General features: G+C 75.7%; 13 protein-coding genes. 9 read left to right on the forward strand and 4 right to left on the reverse strand.

What is annotated here, in order from left to right; translation table 11 throughout:
- Window positions 1-117: 117 nt before the first annotated feature.
- On the reverse strand, window positions 118-780 hold the full coding sequence (locus E2B92_RS33570) for a response regulator transcription factor (RefSeq protein WP_235023994.1): 663 nt from the start codon (window positions 778-780) through the stop codon (window positions 118-120).
- A 56-nt stretch (window positions 781-836) separates the two neighbouring features.
- Complete coding sequence (locus E2B92_RS26660; RefSeq protein ID WP_126883852.1) at window positions 837-1,712, reverse strand: hypothetical protein; 876 nt, start codon at window positions 1,710-1,712, stop codon at window positions 837-839.
- A gap of 380 nt (window positions 1,713-2,092) precedes the next feature.
- Here E2B92_RS26660 and E2B92_RS33870 point away from each other — a divergent pair, with 380 nt between their 5' ends.
- The 8 genes from E2B92_RS33870 (at window position 2,093) to E2B92_RS26700 (ending at window position 13,664) form a co-directional block, all read left to right on the forward strand.
- Window positions 2,093-4,450 (forward strand): LuxR C-terminal-related transcriptional regulator, encoded by a 2,358-nt coding sequence (locus tag E2B92_RS33870; protein WP_160159790.1) that lies wholly within the window; start codon window positions 2,093-2,095, stop codon window positions 4,448-4,450.
- Window positions 4,451-4,602: 152 nt separating this feature from the next.
- Window positions 4,603-4,821, forward strand: coding sequence for an MbtH family protein (locus tag E2B92_RS26670; protein WP_126883854.1), 219 nt, complete (start codon window positions 4,603-4,605; stop codon window positions 4,819-4,821).
- 39 nt (window positions 4,822-4,860) lie between these two features.
- Entirely contained in the window at window positions 4,861-8,241 is a 3,381-nt protein-coding gene (locus tag E2B92_RS26675; RefSeq protein ID WP_126883855.1) for a non-ribosomal peptide synthetase, read from the forward strand.
- Between the two features lie 44 nt (window positions 8,242-8,285).
- On the forward strand, window positions 8,286-9,302 hold the full coding sequence (locus tag E2B92_RS26680; protein WP_126883856.1) for a TauD/TfdA family dioxygenase: 1,017 nt from the start codon (window positions 8,286-8,288) through the stop codon (window positions 9,300-9,302).
- Window positions 9,299-10,297 (forward strand): TauD/TfdA family dioxygenase, encoded by a 999-nt coding sequence (locus E2B92_RS26685; RefSeq protein ID WP_126883857.1) that lies wholly within the window; start codon window positions 9,299-9,301, stop codon window positions 10,295-10,297. Before E2B92_RS26680 ends, E2B92_RS26685 begins: the two co-directional genes overlap by 4 nt.
- Window positions 10,294-11,289: a GNAT family N-acetyltransferase gene (locus E2B92_RS26690; RefSeq protein WP_312846035.1), complete on the forward strand. Its 996-nt coding sequence runs from the start codon at window positions 10,294-10,296 to the stop codon at window positions 11,287-11,289. Before E2B92_RS26685 ends, E2B92_RS26690 begins: the two co-directional genes overlap by 4 nt.
- A gap of 49 nt (window positions 11,290-11,338) precedes the next feature.
- A complete protein-coding gene (locus tag E2B92_RS26695; RefSeq protein WP_126883858.1) occupies window positions 11,339-12,364 on the forward strand; it encodes a fatty acid desaturase in 1,026 nt (341 codons plus the stop codon).
- A gap of 7 nt (window positions 12,365-12,371) precedes the next feature.
- Window positions 12,372-13,664, forward strand: a complete 1,293-nt coding sequence (locus tag E2B92_RS26700; protein WP_126883859.1) for a diaminopimelate decarboxylase — start codon at window positions 12,372-12,374, stop codon at window positions 13,662-13,664.
- A 71-nt stretch (window positions 13,665-13,735) separates the two neighbouring features.
- Here E2B92_RS26700 and E2B92_RS26705 read toward each other — a convergent pair whose 3' ends face one another.
- The gene (locus tag E2B92_RS26705; RefSeq protein WP_126883860.1) at window positions 13,736-14,518 is read right to left on the reverse strand and encodes an SDR family NAD(P)-dependent oxidoreductase; all 783 of its coding nucleotides are present in this window, start codon (window positions 14,516-14,518) and stop codon (window positions 13,736-13,738) included.
- Window positions 14,519-14,660: 142 nt separating this feature from the next.
- Here E2B92_RS26705 and E2B92_RS26710 point away from each other — a divergent pair, with 142 nt between their 5' ends.
- Complete coding sequence (locus E2B92_RS26710) at window positions 14,661-15,272, forward strand: TetR/AcrR family transcriptional regulator (RefSeq protein WP_126883861.1); 612 nt, start codon at window positions 14,661-14,663, stop codon at window positions 15,270-15,272.
- On the opposite strand, the gene E2B92_RS33875 is transcribed toward E2B92_RS26710, so the two are convergent.
- A complete protein-coding gene (locus E2B92_RS33875; protein ID WP_133087719.1) occupies window positions 15,241-18,972 on the reverse strand; it encodes an MFS transporter in 3,732 nt (1,243 codons plus the stop codon). The two genes, E2B92_RS26710 and E2B92_RS33875, sit on opposite strands and share 32 nt — an antisense overlap.
- Window positions 18,973-18,974: the final 2 nt, after the last annotated feature.

The raw sequence follows: 18,974 nt of genomic DNA on the forward strand, positions 1-18,974 counted from the left end.
GGGGCGCGCACCCCCTCCCTCCCCTCTCTCGCGTGCTCGTGCCGAGTATGCGAGGCACCGCCCATACGGGCCTGATACGGCGCTGACACCGTGGTCGGCCGGGAGGTGGAGCGCCGTTCAGCGGGGCGTGCGCAGGCCCGTTTCGAACGCGTAGACCACCGCGTGGACCCGGTTGCGCAGCCGCAGTTTGCCCAGCAGGTTCTGCACGTGGGTCTTCACCGTGTGCTCGGAGAGCGTCAGCGAGCCGGCGATCTCCGCGTTGGACAGGCCGTCCGCCATCAGGCGCAGGACCTGGCGCTCACGGTCCGTGAGCTGCTCGGGGCCGACGCCCGACACGGCGGGCGGCCCGGTGGGCGGGCCGGTGGGGCGGGCGGCGCCGGGCGGGGCGACGGTGTAGCCGGCGGCGGCCAGGACCAGCGCCGAGGCGAGCTGGGGGGCGGTGGCCGTGGCGGGCAGCCTGCCGTGGCCCGGTTCGGACCCGCCGACGGTGAGCGTCCGGCAGTGGGGCGGGAGCGGTCCGGGGGCGGGGGCGGCGCCGTGGGCGAGGACGACGTCCGCCCGCGTGGCGGTGATCTCGGCGGGTGCGGCGGGTCCCGGTTCGCCGTCGCCCACGACGTGGACGGCGGGCTGGCCGGTGAGCAGCGCCCTGATGCCGCCGCGTGCGAGGGCGTCGGCGCCCAGGACGTACACGCGCACCGCCGAGGGGGCGGCCGCGCCGCCGGGGATCATCTGGAGGGTGGTGCGGCGGGCCGTGAGCACCGAGAGGTCCCGTTCTCCCACGACGGCCTCCTCTCCGGGCGGTGTGCCCCGTGTTCGTTCGTGCGTCGTCCGGCACGCTAGCGGCGCGCGGGGGGCGGTTCCGGTTCTCTCCAGCCGCCCTGGACGGGTTCGCGAACCAGCCTGGACAGGGCGGCACCGATCTGGGCGGCCACGTGCGCGGGGTGTGCCGTCTCGTCGGTGACCGTCAGGTCGGTGAACCGGGTGTAGGCGAGGGTGCCGTCCGCGGCGGGGATGCCGTCGCTGACGCGGACGAGGGACCAGGCGGAGTCGCTGCGGTGGAAGTTCCACTCTTCGCCGGCGTGCCGGAAGTCGACGTCGCAGCCGCAGCCGTAGCCGTCCGGGGATTCCCCGACGATGACGTAGTCGCCGGGACGGTGGCGCTGGTTGAGCACGGCGTCCTCGCCGAGCAGTGCGGCGACCCCGGCCAGGGTCTCGTGGGCGTTGAGCGGCAGGACCGGGGCGGGCGGCGCGTCGCGGAGGGCGGCGGTGGCGGGCGGCGCGTGGCGCAGGGTGTACGCCAGCTCCTCGGCGGCGGTGGCCAGGTGCCGCACGGCGTCCGCGCGGGCGTCGTACCGGTTGGCGTCGTACGCGGCGTCGTAACGGCCGGCGTCGTACGCCCGGGCCGGGTCGCCCGCCCCGGCGCGGTGGTCGTCCGCGCGGGCCGGGCCGTCCGGGCCGGTCATCGCGGTCAGGACACCGGCCAGTCCGTGCAGCGCGCGGGCCACGGAGGCGGCCTGGGCGAAGAGTTCCGCCGCGACGGCCGCGGCCTGGCCGGGCGTGTAGAGGGCCCAGTCGTCCTGGAGCGACGCCGCGAGGGTGTCCGTGGTGCGGGCGGCCGTGCGCGCGAGCGCCACGACGCCGTCCGGGCCGGCCGCCCCGGGGGCGTGCGCCGCTTGCGGGGCGCGGTCGTCGTGGCGTCCTGACTGGTCCATGGGGCCGGCTGGTCCTCTCCCGTTGCCTCGCGCCGGACGGCGCGCGGTGCGACTGGTGGTCGCCGGGAGGCTAGCCGTGTCGGCGGGGGCGGCCCGGGGGTGCTCGAGGCGCTCTGGACCGGATCTCTCGTGTGCCGCGCCCGCCCCCGTGACGGGGGACTGACGGTGGGCGAACGCGGCGGGAGCAGTCTGTCGGCCCCCACCTGAAGGATGCCTCGACGCCCGCTCGAGGATCGGCGCCCCGGGCCGCCGAACGGTTAGCGTCGGCCCCTCCCGAACCCCCGGACGACTTCGCAACTCACCGCTCTGCTCCCCCACTTCATGTCCCGTGCAGCGATGAATCCCGGAAGCGATTATTGATGACACTCGGCTCGGCATTGGTGCCCCAGGGGCACACGGACGACTCCCCTCCCCCGGTGGTGCGCGGCGGTGAGGACCTGGGCGCACGACTGGGACTGGGGGCGGGTACGCCGGGCACGGCGAGCGTCGTGGAGATCGTCGGCGGCCGGTGGTCGGGCAAGACCACGCTGCTCGCCGACCTGACCAGGACGGCTCAGTCCCACGGCTGGACGGTCGCGTCCGCCACCGCCGCGCCCGGCCGCAGGGACACGCCCTTCGGGCTGTTCGTCGACGCGCTCGACGCCCTGGTGGAACGCTTCGACCCGGACCGGCTCGGTGGCCGCGCACCGGACCACCTGGCCCGGCTGGCCCCCTACTTCCCCGCCGTGGCGGCCACCGCCGCGCCGCCCGCCGGACCGGCGGCGCCCGGTGACCCGTACTACGTCTGCCGCGCCCTGCGCGCCCTCGTGGAGGCGCTCGCCCCGGAGGGCGGGCTGCTCATCGCGCTGGACGACCTGCACTGGGCGGACCAGGAGTCGCTGCGGCTGCTGGACCACCTCGTCGAACACCCCGTCCAGGCGCCCGTGGTGGTCGCCGTGGCACGGCGGCAACGACGGGCGGACGGCACCCTCAACGGCGTGCTGTCGCGCTGCGCGGCCCGGGGCGGTTCGCTGCGCGTGCGCCCGGCGGAGCCGACCGAGGAGGAGGCCATCGCCCTGCTCCCGGCGGACCTGAGCCGGGTGCACTGCGAGACGCTGCTGACCGAGTCGGGGCGCAACCCCGGCCTGCTGCGCGCGTTCGCCGGTCTCGGCAGGGTCCCGGGCCACACCGACGCCTGGTCCCGGCCGCTGCCGCCCGATCTGCTCGCGCACACGCTGCGGGACTTCCGGGCGCTGTCGCCGGAGGCGTGGAAGGTGGTGCGCGCGGCGGCGGTGCTGCACGAGCCGTTCGAGCCGGCCGACCTCAAGGAGGTCGCGCAGATCGACGAGACGGCCCTGTGGGCGGCGCTGGACGAGCTGATCGGCGAGGAGCTGCTGCGCCCCGGTGAACGGCCGTGGCAGCTCGGCTTCGACAACCCGCTGCTGCGGGTGGCCGCCTACCAGTCGGCGGGGCCGGGCTGGCTGCTGGGCGCCCACGCGCAGGCGGCCGGGCTGCTGTCGGGGCGGGAGCACCGCCCGGAGGACCTGGCGCACCACCTGGAGCGCAGCGCCGCCATCCGGGACGTGAGCGGCGCCCGGGTCCTGCTGGACGCGGCCGCCCGCCGGTTGTGGCAGGCGCCCGCCCAGGCGGTGTCGTGGATCAGGACGGCGATGACGCTGGGCATGGAGACGGAGGCGGGCACCGGCCCCCGGGACCGGCTGCTGTTCGGCAAGGCGCTGGCCCTGGCGGGGCGGTTGTCGGAGAGCCTGACCGTGCTGGCCCCGCTGACCCGTGGCGGTCCGGGCGAGCACGGGATACGGGCCGAGGCGGTCGAGTGGCGGGCCCTGGCGCACCGGCTGCTGGGCCGCCCCGACCGGGCGGAGGCGGAGCTGGCGGCGGCGCTGCGGGACGCGGGCGGCGACACGGCCGCGACGGGCGACGCGCTGCGGCACGCGTGGCTGGAGCACGCCCTGCACACCCGGCGCGCGGACGTGGACGTGCCGGCCGGGCACCCGCCGGTGCCGGCGGACGCGCCGCGGGCGGTGCGGGGCAGGCTGCTGGCGCAGCTCGCGGCGGCGGCCGCCCGCGGGGGCATGACGGAGGCGGCGGAGCGGCACGCGGCGACCGCGCGGCAGCTCCTGGAGTCCGTACCGGCCACCGAGCCGGCCGAGCAACTGGACGGGCTGTACTGGCTGGGCGCGGCGGAGGCGACGCTCGGCCGGCCGGGGGCGGCGTGCGGGCACTACGAGCGCGGGCTGCGCATCGCGGAGACGTACCGGCTCGTCGGGAAGGTGCCGCTGTTCGCGATGGCCCTGAGCGCGCTCCAGCAGCACACCGGCGACCTGGTGGGCGCGGCGCGGCACGCGGCGTGCGCGGAGGCGGGCGCGTCGGCGACGGACAGCGCGTTCCTGCTGGCCCAGGCGGCGCGGCTGCGCCAGGAGACGGCCGGTGCCGCCGCCGGGCGCGCCCCGGGCGCGGCGGTGTCGCTGCCGGGCCAGCGCAGCCGCCCTGCGGGCGGGACGGCGGTGGCGCTGGACGAACTGAGCAGGCGCGAGCGGGAGGTGGCGGTCCTGGTGAGCGCGGGCCGGACGAACCAGCAGATAGCGCGGGAGCTGGAGCTCAGCCACAAGACGGTGGAGACCTACCTGGGCCGGATCTTCCAGAAGCTGCGCGTCCAGTCGCGGGCCGAGGTGGCGGCGACGGTCGGCCGGGCGGACCGGCTCGGGCTGATCGACGGCGGTGTCGCGATGCCGTCGTAGACCCGCGCCGCGCGGTCCGCCCGGGCCGCCGCGGTTGCCGGTCGGGAGAACTCCCGACACCACAGGGGCGGGCGGATGGTCCAGGTTGGAGAGCCACGGACGCCGCGCGCCCGGCCCGGCCCAGCCAGTCGCATCACCCACCGGAGGAGCACATGACCGAGGAGATCGGCGCCGCCACGTACGCGGTGGTGGTCAACGACGAGCAGCAGTACTCGATCTGGCGCGCCGGCGCCGAGCTGCCGCCCGGCTGGCACGCCGAGGGCACCACGGGTCCTCGCGAGGCGTGCCTGGCCCACATCGACGAGGTGTGGACCGACATGCGCCCGCTGAGTCTGCGACGCGCGCTGGAGGAGCGGGCGAGCCGCGCCTGACGGCCTTCCCCGCCCCATCGACACCCGGAGGAACGATCCATGCAGACCCAGACCGCCCAGCTCTCCGACGAACAGCGCAGGCTGCTGGAGCAGTTGCTGGACGAGGACGGCGTCGGCCGGAACGTGGAGCGCGTGCCGCGCCGCGCCGGAGACCCGTCCCGCGCGCCGCTCTCCTTCGGTCAGGAGCGGCTCTACTTCGTGGACAAGCTCCAGCCGGGTTCGCCGATGTACGTCGGTACGGGCGCGCTGCGGCTGCGCGGCGCCCTGGACGTGGAGCTGCTGCGCGCCGCCGTCGGCCGGCTGGTGGACCGCCACGAGGTGCTGCGCACCGGGCTGGTCGAGGCCCCGGACGGGACCGTGGAGCAGCGCGTCCACGCGCCGGGTTCGGTGCGGGTGGAGCTCCCGGTGGTGGCCACCGGGCGCGGCGCGGTCCAGGACCGGGTGCGCGAGGCGGCGTCGGCCGGGTTCGACCTGGCCGTGCCGCCCCTGCTGCGTGCGGTGCTGCTGGAGCTGGACGGCGACGGTGAGGGCGGGAGCACGGTCGCGGAGTACGTCCTGGTGCTGTCGGTGCACCACATCGCCGTCGACGGCTGGTCGCTGGGGCTGCTGATGACCGAGCTGGGCGTGGTGTACGCGGCGCTGGCCGAGGGGCGGGAGCCCAACCTTCCCGAGCTCGCGGTGCAGTACGCGGACTTCGCCGTCTGGCAGCGGCAGTGGCTGGAGCAGGGCGTCCTCGCCGAGCAGCTCGCGTACTGGCGCGAGCGGCTGGACCGGGTCCCCACCACGGAGGTGCCGACGGACCGGCCGCGTCCCGCCGAGCGGTCCTACGCCGGTGACACGGTGCCGCTGGCCCTGCCGGAGAAGGTGACGGGGGCGCTGCGGTCCCTGACCGACTCGGAGCAGTCGACGCTGTTCATGGCGCTGGCGGCGGCGTGGGCGGCGGTGCTGGGCCGGTTCTCGGGCGGTGACGACGTGGTCGTCGGCACGCCGGTGGCGGGCCGCACCCGCACGGAACTGGAGCGCACGGTCGGCTTCTTCGTCAACACGCTGCCGCTGCGCATCGCGCTCGGCGCCGGTGACTCCTTCCGGGCGCTGCTGCGCCGCACGCGGGAGGTGTGCACGGAGGCGTACGCGCACCAGGACGTGCCCTTCGAGCGGATCGTCGCCGAGCTCCAGTCGGACCGGGACGCCTCGGGGCAGACGGCGATCGCGCGCCACTGGCTGGCCCTGCACAACACTCCGGTGCCCGACTTCGCCATGCCGGGCCTGGAGTGCGAGGCGCTGCCCGCCCTGATCGGGACCGTGCGGTGCGACCTGTCGGTGCAGCTCGCGCCGGACGGTGCCGGAGGGCTCGCGGGGCGGCTGGAGTACTCCACCGAGCTGTTCGACCGGCGCACCGCCCTGGCGCTGGCGTCCGCGTTCGAGACGCTGCTGGCGGCCGCCGCGGCGGGCCCGGACCGGGCGGTGGCCGGGCTGCCGGTGCTGACGGACGCGGAGCGGGACACCGTGGTGCACGAGCTGTCCGGTGCCCGTGCCGGGGCGCTGACCGGGCCGTCGGTGCCGGAGTGGTTCGCCGCCCGGGTGGCCGCCGCCCCGGACGCCGTGGCCGTCGTGGGCGACGCGGGCGAGGACGGCGACGGCACCGACCGGGTGACGTATGCCGAACTGGACGTGCGCTCCAACCGCGTGGCGCACCTGCTGGTGGCGCGCGGCATCGGCGCCGAGGACCGCGTCGGGGTGTGCCTGCCGCGCGGTTCGGAGCTGGCGGCCGCCGCCCTGGGCGTGCTCAAGGCCGGTGCCGTGCTGCTGCCGCTCGACCCGGCGTACCCGCCGGCGCGGCTCGCGCGGCTGGTGGCCGACGGCGCCCCGCGCCTGGTGCTGTCCGGCGAGGGGCTGGGCGCCCTGACGCCCGGCGCGGAGGTCGTCGAGCTGACGTCCGACGGGCTCGCGGCGCAGCCCGGGCACCCGGTGGACGTTCCCGCGCCGCACCCGGACGGCGGCGCCTACCTGCTGTTCACCTCGGGCACCACGGGCCGTCCGAAGGGCGTGCTGAACACCCACGCGGGCCTGGTGAACCGGCTGCGCGGCATGGCGGACGCCTTCGCGCCCGGCCCGGGCGACCGCGTCCTGCAGAAGGCGCCGCTCGGCTTCGACGTGGCCGTGTGGGAGCTGCTGCTGCCGCTGGTGACGGGCGCCACCGTGGTGGCCGCCCGGGACGGCGGGCACCGTGACCTGGAGTACCTGCACCGGCTGATCGACCGCGAGCGGGTGACCGTCTGCCACTTCGTGCCGTCGCTGCTCCAGGTGTTCGCGGACGCGCCCGCCGGTGCGCACCCCTCGCTGCGCCTGCTGCTGAGCGGTGGCGAGGAGCTGCCGGGCACGCTGGCCGACCGGCTGCTGGAGCGTTTCCCGCACGCCGAGCTGGTGAACCAGTACGGGCCGACCGAGGCGGTGATCGACGTCAGCTCCGGCACCGTCGTGCGCCCGGAGGGCGGCGGGACGGGCCGGGTGCCGATGGGCCGCCCGGTGCCGGGCGCCGAACTGTACGTCCTGGACGCGGCGATGAACCCGCAGCCGGTGGGCGTGGCGGGCGAGCTGTTCATCGGCGGCGTGCAGGTGGCCCGGGGCTATGCGGGCCTGCCGGGGCTGACCGCCGAGCGGTTCGTCCCGCACCCGTTCGCCGCCGGTCGGCGCCTGTACGCCACCGGTGACCGGGCCAGGATGCTCGCGGACGGGTCGCTGGAGTTCCTCGGCCGCGCGGACGACCAGGTCAAGATCCGGGGCAACCGTGTCGAGCCGGGGGAGATCGCCGCCGTACTGCGCGAGCACCCGGACGTCACCGGCAGCCTCGTGACGGTCCACCGGGGCGAGGAGGGGCAGCCCGCGCTGCTCGGTCACGTCACCTCGGAGCGGGACGCGGAGGGCCTGCTGCCCGGGCTGCGGGACTTCCTGCGGGAGCGGCTGCCGGAGGCGATGGTCCCGGCGCACCTGTTCGTGCTGCGGCAGTGGCCGGTCGGCGCGCACGGCAAGGTCGACGTGTCGGCGCTGCCCCGGCCGGACGACGGCGCGGCGCGCCGTGAACAGGCCGCGTACGAGGCTCCGGTCACCGAGGTGCAGACAAAGCTGGCGGAGCTGTGCGCGGAGCTGCTCCAGGTGGAGCGGGTCGGCCTGCACGACTCGTTCTTCGACCTGGGCGGGCACTCGCTGCTCGCCATCCGGGCGATCTCCCGCATCCGGGCGCAGTTCGGCGTGGGGCTGAAGATCGGCCAGTTCTTCAAGGCGCCGCACGTGGCCGGGCTGGCGGCGGCCGTGGAGGAGAAGCTCGCCGCCGCCGACCGCGCGGCGTCCGGCGGCCAGGCCGCCGGCCCGGTGGGACAGACGCCCATTCCGCGGATCGACCGGACCGCTCACCGCCGTTGACCGGCCGCCGACCGCCGACCGCCCTCAGGAGGGGAACACCCAGGATGACCACTTCCTTGCAGACACCGGTCCGCACCTTCCAGGTGTGGGAGGGCCGGTCCCTGCCCGCGCTGGTGCGGGCGCACGCGCCGGGCGCGCCGCTGCCCGAGTGGGTGGCCGCGAACCGTGACCGGATCGACGAGCTGGCACACCGGGCCGGGGCGGTGCTGTTCCGCCAGTTCGGCGTGGCGGGTCCGGACGACTTCCGGGCCGTGATGGACGCGCTGTCGCCGCAGGTCCTGGCGTACGGGGAGCGCTCCTCCCCGCGCAGCAAGGTCTCCGACGGCGTGTACACGTCCACGGAGTACCCGGCGGACCAGCCGATCCTGCTGCACAACGAGCAGTCGTACACCGCCAAGTGGCCCACGCGGATCGTGTTCTTCTGCGAGCGGGCGGCCACCAGCGGCGGGCGTACGCCGCTGGCCGACTCGCGCCGCGTGCTGGCCCGGCTGCGGCCGGCCACGGTGGCGAAGTTCGAACAACTGGGCGTGCGGTACGTGCGCAACTACCTGCCGGGCATCAGCCTGCCGTGGCAGGAGGCGTTCCAGACCGAGCGGCGGGCCGACGTCGACGCGTACTGCGCGGGCGCGGACATCACCGCCGAGTGGGTGGACGACGACCACCTGCGGACCGCGCAGGTCCGCCCGGCGGTCCGCACGCACCCGGTGACCGGGGAGCGGACGTGGTTCAACCACGCGCTGTTCTTCCACGTCACCTCGCTGCCCGAGGAGGTGAGCACGGGGCTGCGGGAGGTGCTGGACGAGGAGGACCTGCCGTACAACACCTATTACGGGGACGGCTCGAGGATCGAGGACGACGTCCTGGCGGAGCTGCGGGCGGCGTACGAGGCGGAGACCACGGCGTTCGACTGGCAGCCGGGTGACGTGCTGCTGGTGGAGAACATGCTGGTGGCGCACGCCCGGGAGCCCTTCGAGGGCCCGCGCCGCATCCTGACGGCGATGTCCGACGCCGTCTCCGCCGGCGCCGTCGTCTCCGGCGCGGCCGCCGGGAGCGCCGCGTGAGCGCCGCCGCCGTGGTGACGGACGGTGCCGTCACGAGCCGCCCGCTGGACGACGAGCCGTTCCTGCTGGAGGTCCGCGCCCACGAGCCGGGCCTGGCCCTGGACGCCTGGATCGCCGGGCGCCGCGAGGAGCTGCGCGCCGGCCTCGACCGTTACGGGGCGCTGCTGCTGCGGGGCTTCGACGTCCCGGACCCGGAGGCGTTCGGACGGGCGGCCCGGGCCGTCTCGCCGGAGCTGCTGGGCTACCTGGAGCGGGCGGCGACGCGTACGGAGGTCGCCGACAAGGTCTTCACGTCGACCGAGCTGAGCGCGGACCAGTGGATCCCGTTCCACCACGAGATGTCGTACTCCCACAACTGGCCGAGCCTGCTGTACTTCTACGGCGATCTGCCCTCACCGGTCGGCGGCGCCACGCCGGTGGCCAGCGAGCGGACGGTCCTGCCGCGCATCCCGGCCGATGTGCGCGAGCGGTTCGAGCGGCACGGCGTGCGGTACGTGCGCAACTACGGCCCCGACCTCGACCAGCCGTGGCAGGAGGTCTTCCAGACCACCGACCGCGCCGAGGTGGAGGCCTACTGCCGCCAGTCGGGCACCGACTTCGAGTGGACCGCCGACGACGGGCTGCGGACGTCCGCGGTGCGCCAGGCGGTGTCCCGCCACCCCCGTACCGGCGAGACGGTGTGGTTCAACCACGCGCACCTGTTCCACGTCTCCAACATGCCGCCCGAGGTCGCCGAGGTCCTCGTCGAGGAGTACGGCGTCGAGGGTCTGCCGCGCAACGCGTACTACGGCGACGGCGAGCCGATCGAGGACGAGGTCGCCGACCTGATCCGGGGCCTGTACCGCGAGGCGTCCGTGTCCTTCCCGTGGGAGCGGTCCGACGTGCTGATCGTGGACAACTTCCTCGCCGCGCACGCCCGTGCGCCGTTCACCGGCGACCGCCGCATCCTCGTGGCCATGTCGGACCTGCACACCGACGGCGTGCCCGGCCGGTGACCGTTCCACCCTCCACCCCCCACCCCTACCGCACCACCGGAGAGCCCATGCTGCTGCGCCCCGCCCACGACGCCGACCTCGACCGGGTCGCGGCCGTCACCGTCGACGAGCCGGTGAGCTGGATTCCCGCCGACCGGTACCGGGCCGAGCTGGCCGAGGCCATGTACCGGCCGGAGTGGACGTGGATCGCCGAGCGGGACGGCCGTGTGGTGGCGCGCGCCCTGTGGTGGGGCCAGTCGGCGGGCGAGCACCCGCTGGCGCTGGACTGCCTGCACGTCGACGGCTCGGTCGCCGACCGCGCGGCGCTCGCCACCGACCTGCTGCGGGCCGGCCACACGGCGTTCCGCGAGCAGGGCGCGCCCCGCCCGCCGCTGTACAACGTGACGCTGCCCAACGGCTGGCGCGACGACCCGGCGGTGGCGGCCGCGATGGCGTGGCGGCGCGAGGCGGCGCTGGCCGCCGGGCTGACCGTCGAGGTGGAGCGGTTGCGCCTGGAGTGGACGCCGAAGGACGGGGTGCCGGAGCCGGCCGCGCCGAGGCTCACCTTCCACGAGGCGTCCGACGAGGAGTTCCTCGTCGTGTTCCGGCGGATCGCCCAGGGCAGCCTGGACGCCGAGACCCGCAAGAACCTGGCCGCCAAGGGGGCCGAGGCCACGGCCCGGCACGAGCTGGAGTACTACCGCGACTGCCCCGGCGAGCGCGCGTGGTGGCGGATCGCGCGGACGGCCGACGGCACCGTCGCCGGCCTCGCCATCCCCTCCGCGACCCCGTACAACCCCAACGTCGGCTACCTGGGCGTGGTCCCCGAGCTGCGCGGCCGGGGGTACGTGGACGAGCTGCTGGCCGAGATCACCCGCAGCCACGCCGGGCGCGGCGCGGAGCTGATCACGGCGACGACCGACACCGGCAACGCGCCGATGGCGGCGGCCTTCGCCCGTGCGGGCTACCGCAACACCGAGATCCGGATGATCTTCTCCGCCCCGACCGACTGACCGTCCTTCCGTGCCGGGCTCGTGCCGGCACGCCCTTCCTGGAGTCCGCATGACGCACACCCTCGCCGTCCCGGCGCCGCAGGACCGGGTGGTCCGGCCACCGGAGCGGCGCCCGTACGCACGGGGGTACCGGGCACCGGCCGCGCTGCGCGGTGTCCTGCGCGACGCCCACCGCACACGGCTCGGCGTCTCGGTGCTGATGGCGGGCTGGGACCACGTCAGCGTCCCGCTGGCCGCGCTGGCGGCCGCCTGGCCGGGCTGGTGGTCCGGCGGCGGCGGCCGCGCGGCGGCGGGGGTGCTGGTGGTGCTGGCCGCGGCCTTGCTGGTGGGGCGTCAGCTCCGGGCGCTGGAGTGCCTGGTGCACGAGGCGAGCCACTTCAACTGGTGCCGTCACCACCGCCGGGCCAACGACCTGTGCGCCGGGCTCCTGGCGGGGCTGCCCACCGGGATACGCATCGCCCGCTACCGCGCCGACCACCTGCTGCACCACAGCCGGCTGGGCACCGACGACGACCCGGACCTGCGGCGCTACGCCGAACTCGACCTGGCCGGGCTGGACCGGGGCAGCCGCCTCGCCTACACCCGCTCGATGCTGGTGCGGCTCGCCGCCCACCAGCGGAGCTGGTACCGGACCACCTCCACCGACCTGCCCGGACTGCTGCTGCCGCCGCTGTGGGCGCTGGCCGTGGTGGCCGTGCCGGGGTGGCTGCTGTGGGGGGCGGGCCCGGCCGCGACCGCCGGAGCCGTGTGGCTGGCGGGCCACGCGGCGGCCCTGCCGGTGCTGCGGTTCATCGGCGAGAGCAGCGAGCACAGCTACCACGACGCCGACACCGTCTTCGACTCCACCGTCACCAACCTGGGTGCGGTGCAGCGCTGGCTGATCCATCCGCACAGCGACGGCTACCACACCGTCCACCACCTGTGGCCGGGCACGCCCCACCACCGGCTGCGGCTGCTGCACGAGGAGCTCAGCGCGGCGGACCCGGACGGGTACCGCCGCAGGCTCCGGGCCCGCCACCGGGTCCTGGACGCCCCCACCCCCGTACACGTACGCACTACCGACACCGAGGAATGAGCCCGAAATGAGCGAGGTCGCAATGGAGCAGTTGAAGTTTCTGAGCCAGGACGACGTCCGTACGGTCGCCGAGCGGTTCGGCACGCCCGTCTTCGTCTACGACGAGGCCACCGTGCGGCGTTCCTCCGAGACGATGGCGACGCTGCCCAACGCCTTCGGCCTGACGGTGCGTTACTCCCTGAAGGCGTGCCCCAGCCAGGCGATCATCCGGCTCTTCGACCGGCAGGGCTTCTCCTTCGACGCCAGCTCGGTGTGGGAGGCCCGCCGTGCGGTGATCGCCGGGGCCGACCCGGCGAAGATCTCGATGACCGCCCAGGAGGCCGTCTTCGACGACAACCTGCGCGAGCTGATCGACGCGGGCCTCCAGTTCGACGCGGGCTCGCTGCACCAGCTCGACGAGTACGGCCGCAACTACCCCGGCGGCGAGGTCGCCATCCGCATCAACCCCGGTTTCGGTTCGGGCCTGGTGGGCCGGCTCAACAGCGGTGGCCCCCAGTCCAGCTTCGGCATCTGGCACGAGCAGCTCCCGGAGGTCAAGCGGATCGTCGACGAGCACGGCCTGAAGCTGGTCCGCCTCCAGTCGCACATCGGCTCGGGCCACCACTGGGACATCCTGATCGACGCCGTCCGCACCATGCTGTCGTTCGCCCGCGACTTCCAGGACGTCCACACCCTGGACCTGGGCGGCGGTTACCGCGTCAGCGCGCTGCACACCGACCCGGTCTACGACCACACCGAGTGGGCCCGTGTGGTCGCCGACGAGCTGACCGCCTTCGCCGAGGAGACCGGCCGGCGCCTGCACACCGAGGTCGAGCCGGGCACCTACCTCACCGCCCTGTCCGGCGCGCTGGTCACCAAGGTCATCGACAAGGCGGACACCGGCGAGGACGGCAACTCCTTCCTGAAGATCAACAGTGGTCTCACCGAGATCGCCCGTCCCTCCTACTACGGCGTCCAGCACCCCATCGTGTCGGTCCCCGCCACCGGCACGCGCGCCGCGGACGACGCCGAGGAGTACAACGTCGTCGGCCACTGCTGCATCGCCGGTGACGTCCTGACCGCCTCCTACAAGCCGGTCGAGCAGCTCGCGCCGGTCCCCCTCGGCCGCACCGAGATCGGCGACTTCATCGTCATCGAGCGGGCGGGCAGCTACTGCTCCAGCATGTCGATGAAGAACTTCAACTCCTACCCGGAGGCCGCCGAGGTGCTGCGCCGCGCGGACGGCAGCTTCGACCTCATCCGCGCCCGCCAGACCATCGAGCAGGTCGTGGTCAACGAGCGCATCCCCGAGGGCCTGTAACCCTCCGGCACACCCCGGCGCCCCGCTCCCTCTCGTGAGGGGCGGGGCGCCGGTGTGTCCCGGCCGCGCGGTCAGGCGGTCTTGACCGCCCCGCCGTCGATGAGGTGGTCGGCGCCGGTCGTCGCGGCGGCGAGGGGCGAGGCGAGGTACGCGACGAGCGCCGCGACCTCGTCCGGTTCGACCAGCCGGTCGATCAGCATGCCCGTCGCGGCCGGCACTCCGGCCAGCAGGTCGGCGTGCGGGACGCCCATCGACGCCGCCAGCTCCGCGCCGTAGCCGGTCGGGCTCTCCCACATCGCGGTGCGGACCGGGCCGGGCGAGACCGTGTTCACCCGCACGCCCCGCGGGCCGAACTCGTGCGCCAGCGCCTTGCCGAGCGCGGTGAGCGCGGCCTTGGCCGTCGTGTAGGCGACGGGCCCGCCGTGCGGGACGCGGGCGCCGATCGAGGACACGTTGACGATCGCGCCCCGGCGGGCGAGCAGGGCGGGCAGGGCGGCGCGGGTGACCCGGACGGTGGCGAAGAAGTTCAGGTCGGTCACCTCGGCCCACTGCGCGTCGGTCATCTCGAGGAACCCGCCGGTCAGACCGCCGTCACCACCGCCGACGTTGTTGACCAGGATGTCGATGCCGCCGAGGGCGGCCATGGCTTCGCCCACCAGCCGTTCGGCCCCGGCGGGGTCGGACAGGTCCACCGCCACGGTCACGGCGCCGGTCGCCTCGAGTTCGGGGGTGGGGGTACGGGCCGCCGCGACGACGCGGACGCCCTCGGCGGTCAGCGCCCGTACCACGGCGAGCCCGATGCCCCGGCTCGCTCCCGTGACCAGGGCGGTGCGGCCGTTCAGGTGCAGCTCCATGGTGATCCTCCACTCGCACAACACATCTCCGATGACGCGACTAACGTACGAGATGCGTCATGCGTGTTGCAACTAGGAAATGAATGGCCACAAGGATGTATCCTGACGGGATCGTTCACGGACAGGGAAGGAGCCGCACCCCATGGCGCTATCCGATTCGCCGAAGCCGCTGCGCGCCGATGCCGAGCGGACGGTTCGCGCCATCCTCGAGGCCGCCGAGCGGGTGCTGTCCGCGAACCCCGCGGCCACGGTGGAGCAGATCGCCGAGGCCGCCGGGGTCGCCCGCACCACCGTCCACCGGCGGTTCGCCTCACGCGAGGCGCTGATCACGGCGCTGGCCGCGTGGGCGACGCAGCGGTTCCGGGAAGCCGTGGAGGCCGCCTGCCCGGACACCGCGCCACCGGCCGTCGCCCTCTACCAGGTCACCGCCAACGTGCTGCGCGTCAAGACCGGCTGGGGCTTCGCGATGGGCGCCCTGCCCACCGACGCCCCCGAGGTCGCCCGTGTGCACGCGGGTGTACTGGCCCAGTGCGAGCGGCTGTTCGCCCGCGCGCGGGACGCCGGCCTGCTCCGGGCCGACACCGATGTGGACTGGGCCCGGCGCGTGTACTACCTCCTCATCCACGAGGCGGCGGCCGAGGCGCCGGACACCGACGCGGCCGTCGACGCCCTCGCCACGCGCGTCGTCGACACGCTGCTGCACGGCTTCGGCGGACCGGCACTCACCAGCGGTACGACCGGGACACCAGGCTGACGCCCGCGTCCTGGGCGGACCAGGTGACGTCGCGGGGGCGCGGGACGGTCAGGGAGCCGGCCGGGAGGCCCGGGGTGAGGGCGACGGCGCGCAGCAGGAGCGGGCGGTCGCCGCGGACGTCCAGGACGACCTCGGTGCCCGTGGCGGGCGGGGCGGTGAGCAGCAGGCCCCACGTCCAGCGGTCGGCGTCGCGATTGGCGCCGCCGGGGACGGTGTGACCGGCGGCCGTCGCCCGGACCACGGGGGCGCCCTGGGCGTCGGCGTACAGGGCGAGTTCGGCGGCACGGCCGTGGACGGTGGCCACGTGGAGGCGGACGCGCCGGACGTCGCCGTGCCGGGTGATGCCCTTCACCGTGAGCCGGGGCTCCGGGGACGGGACGGCCGGGGCCGGCCCGGTGCGCCAGGCGGCCGGTTCGTCGAGCGACGGGAAGCGGTCCTCCAGCGCGGTGGTGCCCGCCCCCACGTACCGCTCCAGCCAGGCCGAACGGCCGGTGCCGTTGGAGGCCCACAGGGCGCGGCCGGTGTCGGCGTCCCGGGTGTGGACCAGGCTGACCTGGGCCGGGTGCGCGGCGTCGGGACGGTTCAGCGGCAGGGCGGTGCCCGCGGCGGCCACCGCGGCCAGCGTGCCGAGCGCGGTGAGCGAGCGGGCGGTGCGGCGGGACACCGCCTTCGCCGCCGCCGGCAGTGCGGCCGCCAGGCACAGCACGACCAGCGGCAGCGGTACGGCGACGAGGGCGAGCGGGACGGTGTCGAAGAGCAGCACCACGATCGGCGCCATCAGCGCGGCCGCCGGGAGGACGGCCGCCGTCGTCGCGGCGGCGCGCCACGGCGAGGCCGCCGGGAGCCGTGCCGCCACGGCGAGTCCGCCCGCTCCCGCCAGCGCGGGCCACAGGAACAGGTACGACGCGCCGGGCAGCACCACGGCCGTCAGCACCGCGCACAGCGCCAGCCACACCGTGACGGCCGCGCTCACCTCCGGGCCGGTGGCCCGCCGGCGCACCCGTACCGCCCACACCCAGGTGACCACGGCCGCCGACAGCACGGCGGCGAGGGCCACCGGCCCGGGCCGGTAGGGACTGCCGAGGGCGAACCCGGTCCACTCCGGGCGCAGCCATGTCAGGGCGGGCCACAGCGCGCTGCCCGCCGCGGCGGCCACGAGCAGGGCGAGCGGCAGGGTGGCCGCCACGGCGGCGGTCGCCCGCAGCCGCAGGGCGCCCCGCCGCCGGGCGGCCACGAGCGCGGCCACCGCACCGGCGACGGCGAGCAGCGCGCCCGGCAGCACCAGGGACGCCGGGTAGCGCACCAGCAGGCCGGCGAGCGAGAAGTACGTACTGTCGCCGCCGTCCGCGACGCCGCCGAGGTCGGCGCGGGCGAGGTGCCGGGTCGCGGCCAGGGTGGTCTCCCCCATGTCCTGGAGGCTGTCGCGGCTGAGGGTGTCCAGACTGTCGCGCGGGGTGTGGTAGTTGGCGGAGCCCGCGATCACCGCGAAGTTCAGGCCGGTCGTCCCGGCGTCCCGCAGCACCGTGAAGTCGGTGTCGTTGGGGAGCATGCCGTAGATCTCGTCGGAGAGCGACGTGGCCACCGGGACCCGGTCGCCGAGCGCCGCCAGCAGCTCGCTGTCGCCGGAACCGGTCTGGAACATCACCGCCCGCCCCGAGGTGCCCCGGGCCTCCAGGTTGAGCACCACCGTGGACTCCGCCGCGCCCCGGTCGGCGGCGACGAAGGCGCGGGCGCCCAGCATGCCGGGTTCCTCCCCGTCGGTGAGGAGGAAGGTGATGTCGTTGCGGGGCGCGGGCCCCGCCGTGACGGCCCGCGCGATCTCCAGCGCGGTGGCGACGCCGAGCCCGTCGTCGGAGGCGCCGTGGCTGGTCTCGGCCGAGTCGTAGTGGGCGACGACCAGGACGCGCCCGGTCGGCGCGGTGCCGGGCACGGTGGCGGCGATGTTCCGCGTCCACCCGACCATGGCCGCGCCCGACTCCGTGTCGGCCCCGGTGCCGGGCAGCACCCGGGGGGTGAGCCCCAGCGCGGTGAAGCGGGCGACGAGTTCGTCGCGTACGGCGTCGTTGGCGGCCGTGCCGACGTGGTGCGGGCGGCCCGCGACGGCGGCGACGTGCTCGTGGGCGCGGTCCGCCGAGAAGGTGCCGGCCGGGGCGGAGGCGGGCAGCGGGTCGGGCGTGGTCACGGCGCCGAGCGCGGTGACGGTGGCGGCGACGGCGGCGAGCAGCGGCACCAGCAGCCGGGGCAGCGGCCCGGTCCGCCACCACCCGCGGGGTGCGGGAGGCGGCGGGGCGGCGGGGTCCGCCACGGCCGCGGCGGCGGCTGAGCCCCCGTCACCGGCGGTGGCAGGGGCGGCCGTGGACGGGTCTTCGGTACGGGCGGGGGCGGGGGGCCGCGTGGACGTTGTCGTGTCTCCCATGGGGCGGGGGCTCCTCGGTTCCTGGGGGGCGGCGGGGGCGTCGAAGGCTCCGGGCGGCAGCCGCAGCATCGCGACGGCGGCCACGGCGAGCACCGCCGCGGCCAGGAAGAACGGGGCACGCAGCCCCCACGCGGAGGCCGTCACCCCGCCGGCCAGGCTGCCCAGCGGGGACAGCCCGTTGACGACGAGCCGGTAGCCGCCGTTCACGCGGCCGAACAGCGCGGTGGGGACCAGCGACTGGCGCACCGAGACGGTCACCACGGTGACCAGGGACATGCTCGCGCCCACGACGGCCAGCGCCACGGCGGCCACCGGGCCGTCGGAGGTGCACCCGGCGACCACGAACGGCACCGGGCACAGGGCGAACGCCACCCGCAGCGCCCGCCCCCGGCCCAGTTGGGCGGTGACGCGCGGCGCGGCCAGCACCCCCGCGAGGCCGCCCGCCGCGACGACGACGAGCAGCACGCCGTACCCGCGCTCGCCGGTGCCCAGCACCTCCAGGGCGTACAGCACGGCGATGCCCATCACGGCCACCACGCTGAAGTTGAGCAGCCCGACCAGGAGGCAGACCGTGCGCAGCTCCCGCCGGTGCCACAGCCAGCGGACGCCCTCGGCGGTGTCGCGCAGGACGGACCTCGCGGTCAGGTCGCCGGCCCGGGGCGGGCCGCCCGGGTCCCGGGGGACGCGGACACCGCACACCAGCACCGCCGAGACGGCGAAGGTGAGCGTGTCGAGGGCGAACGGCAGGGGCCTGCCGAGGACGAACAGCGCGGTGCCGAGCGGCGCCCCGAGGAACTCGCTGAAGAGCAACTGCCCGCCCATCAGACGGCTGTTGGCCGTCTCGAGCGAGGTGGGCCCGGCCACGTCGGGCACGACGGCCTGCGAGAGGCTCTCGGCGAGCGTCGCGATCGACGTGAGCAGGAACGACACCACCGCCAGGACGGCGATGCCGACGTGCCCGGTCACGATGAGCACGACCAGGCACGCCATGACCACGGCGCGGGCCACGTCGCAGATCCACAGGGTCCGCCACCGGTCGACCCGGTCGGCCAGCGCGCCGGTGAACAGGCCGACGCAGGTCCAGGGCAGCTTGCCCGCCAGGGCGACCAGGGCGACGTGGAGCGGGTCTCCGGAGAGGGCGGCGGCGTACACGGCCATCGCCGCGATCCGGGTGCCGTCGCCCAGCCCGGAGGCCGTGGTGGCGGCCCACAGCCGCCAGAATCCGCCCGGGGCGGGGGCCTTGGCGCGCTCGGCGACCGGTGGGGCCGTGTCCGTGGACCGCACGG

Source organism: Streptomyces sp. WAC05374 (assembly GCF_004353505.1).
In the GTDB taxonomy this organism is placed as follows: Bacteria; Actinomycetota; Actinomycetes; order Streptomycetales; family Streptomycetaceae; genus Streptomyces.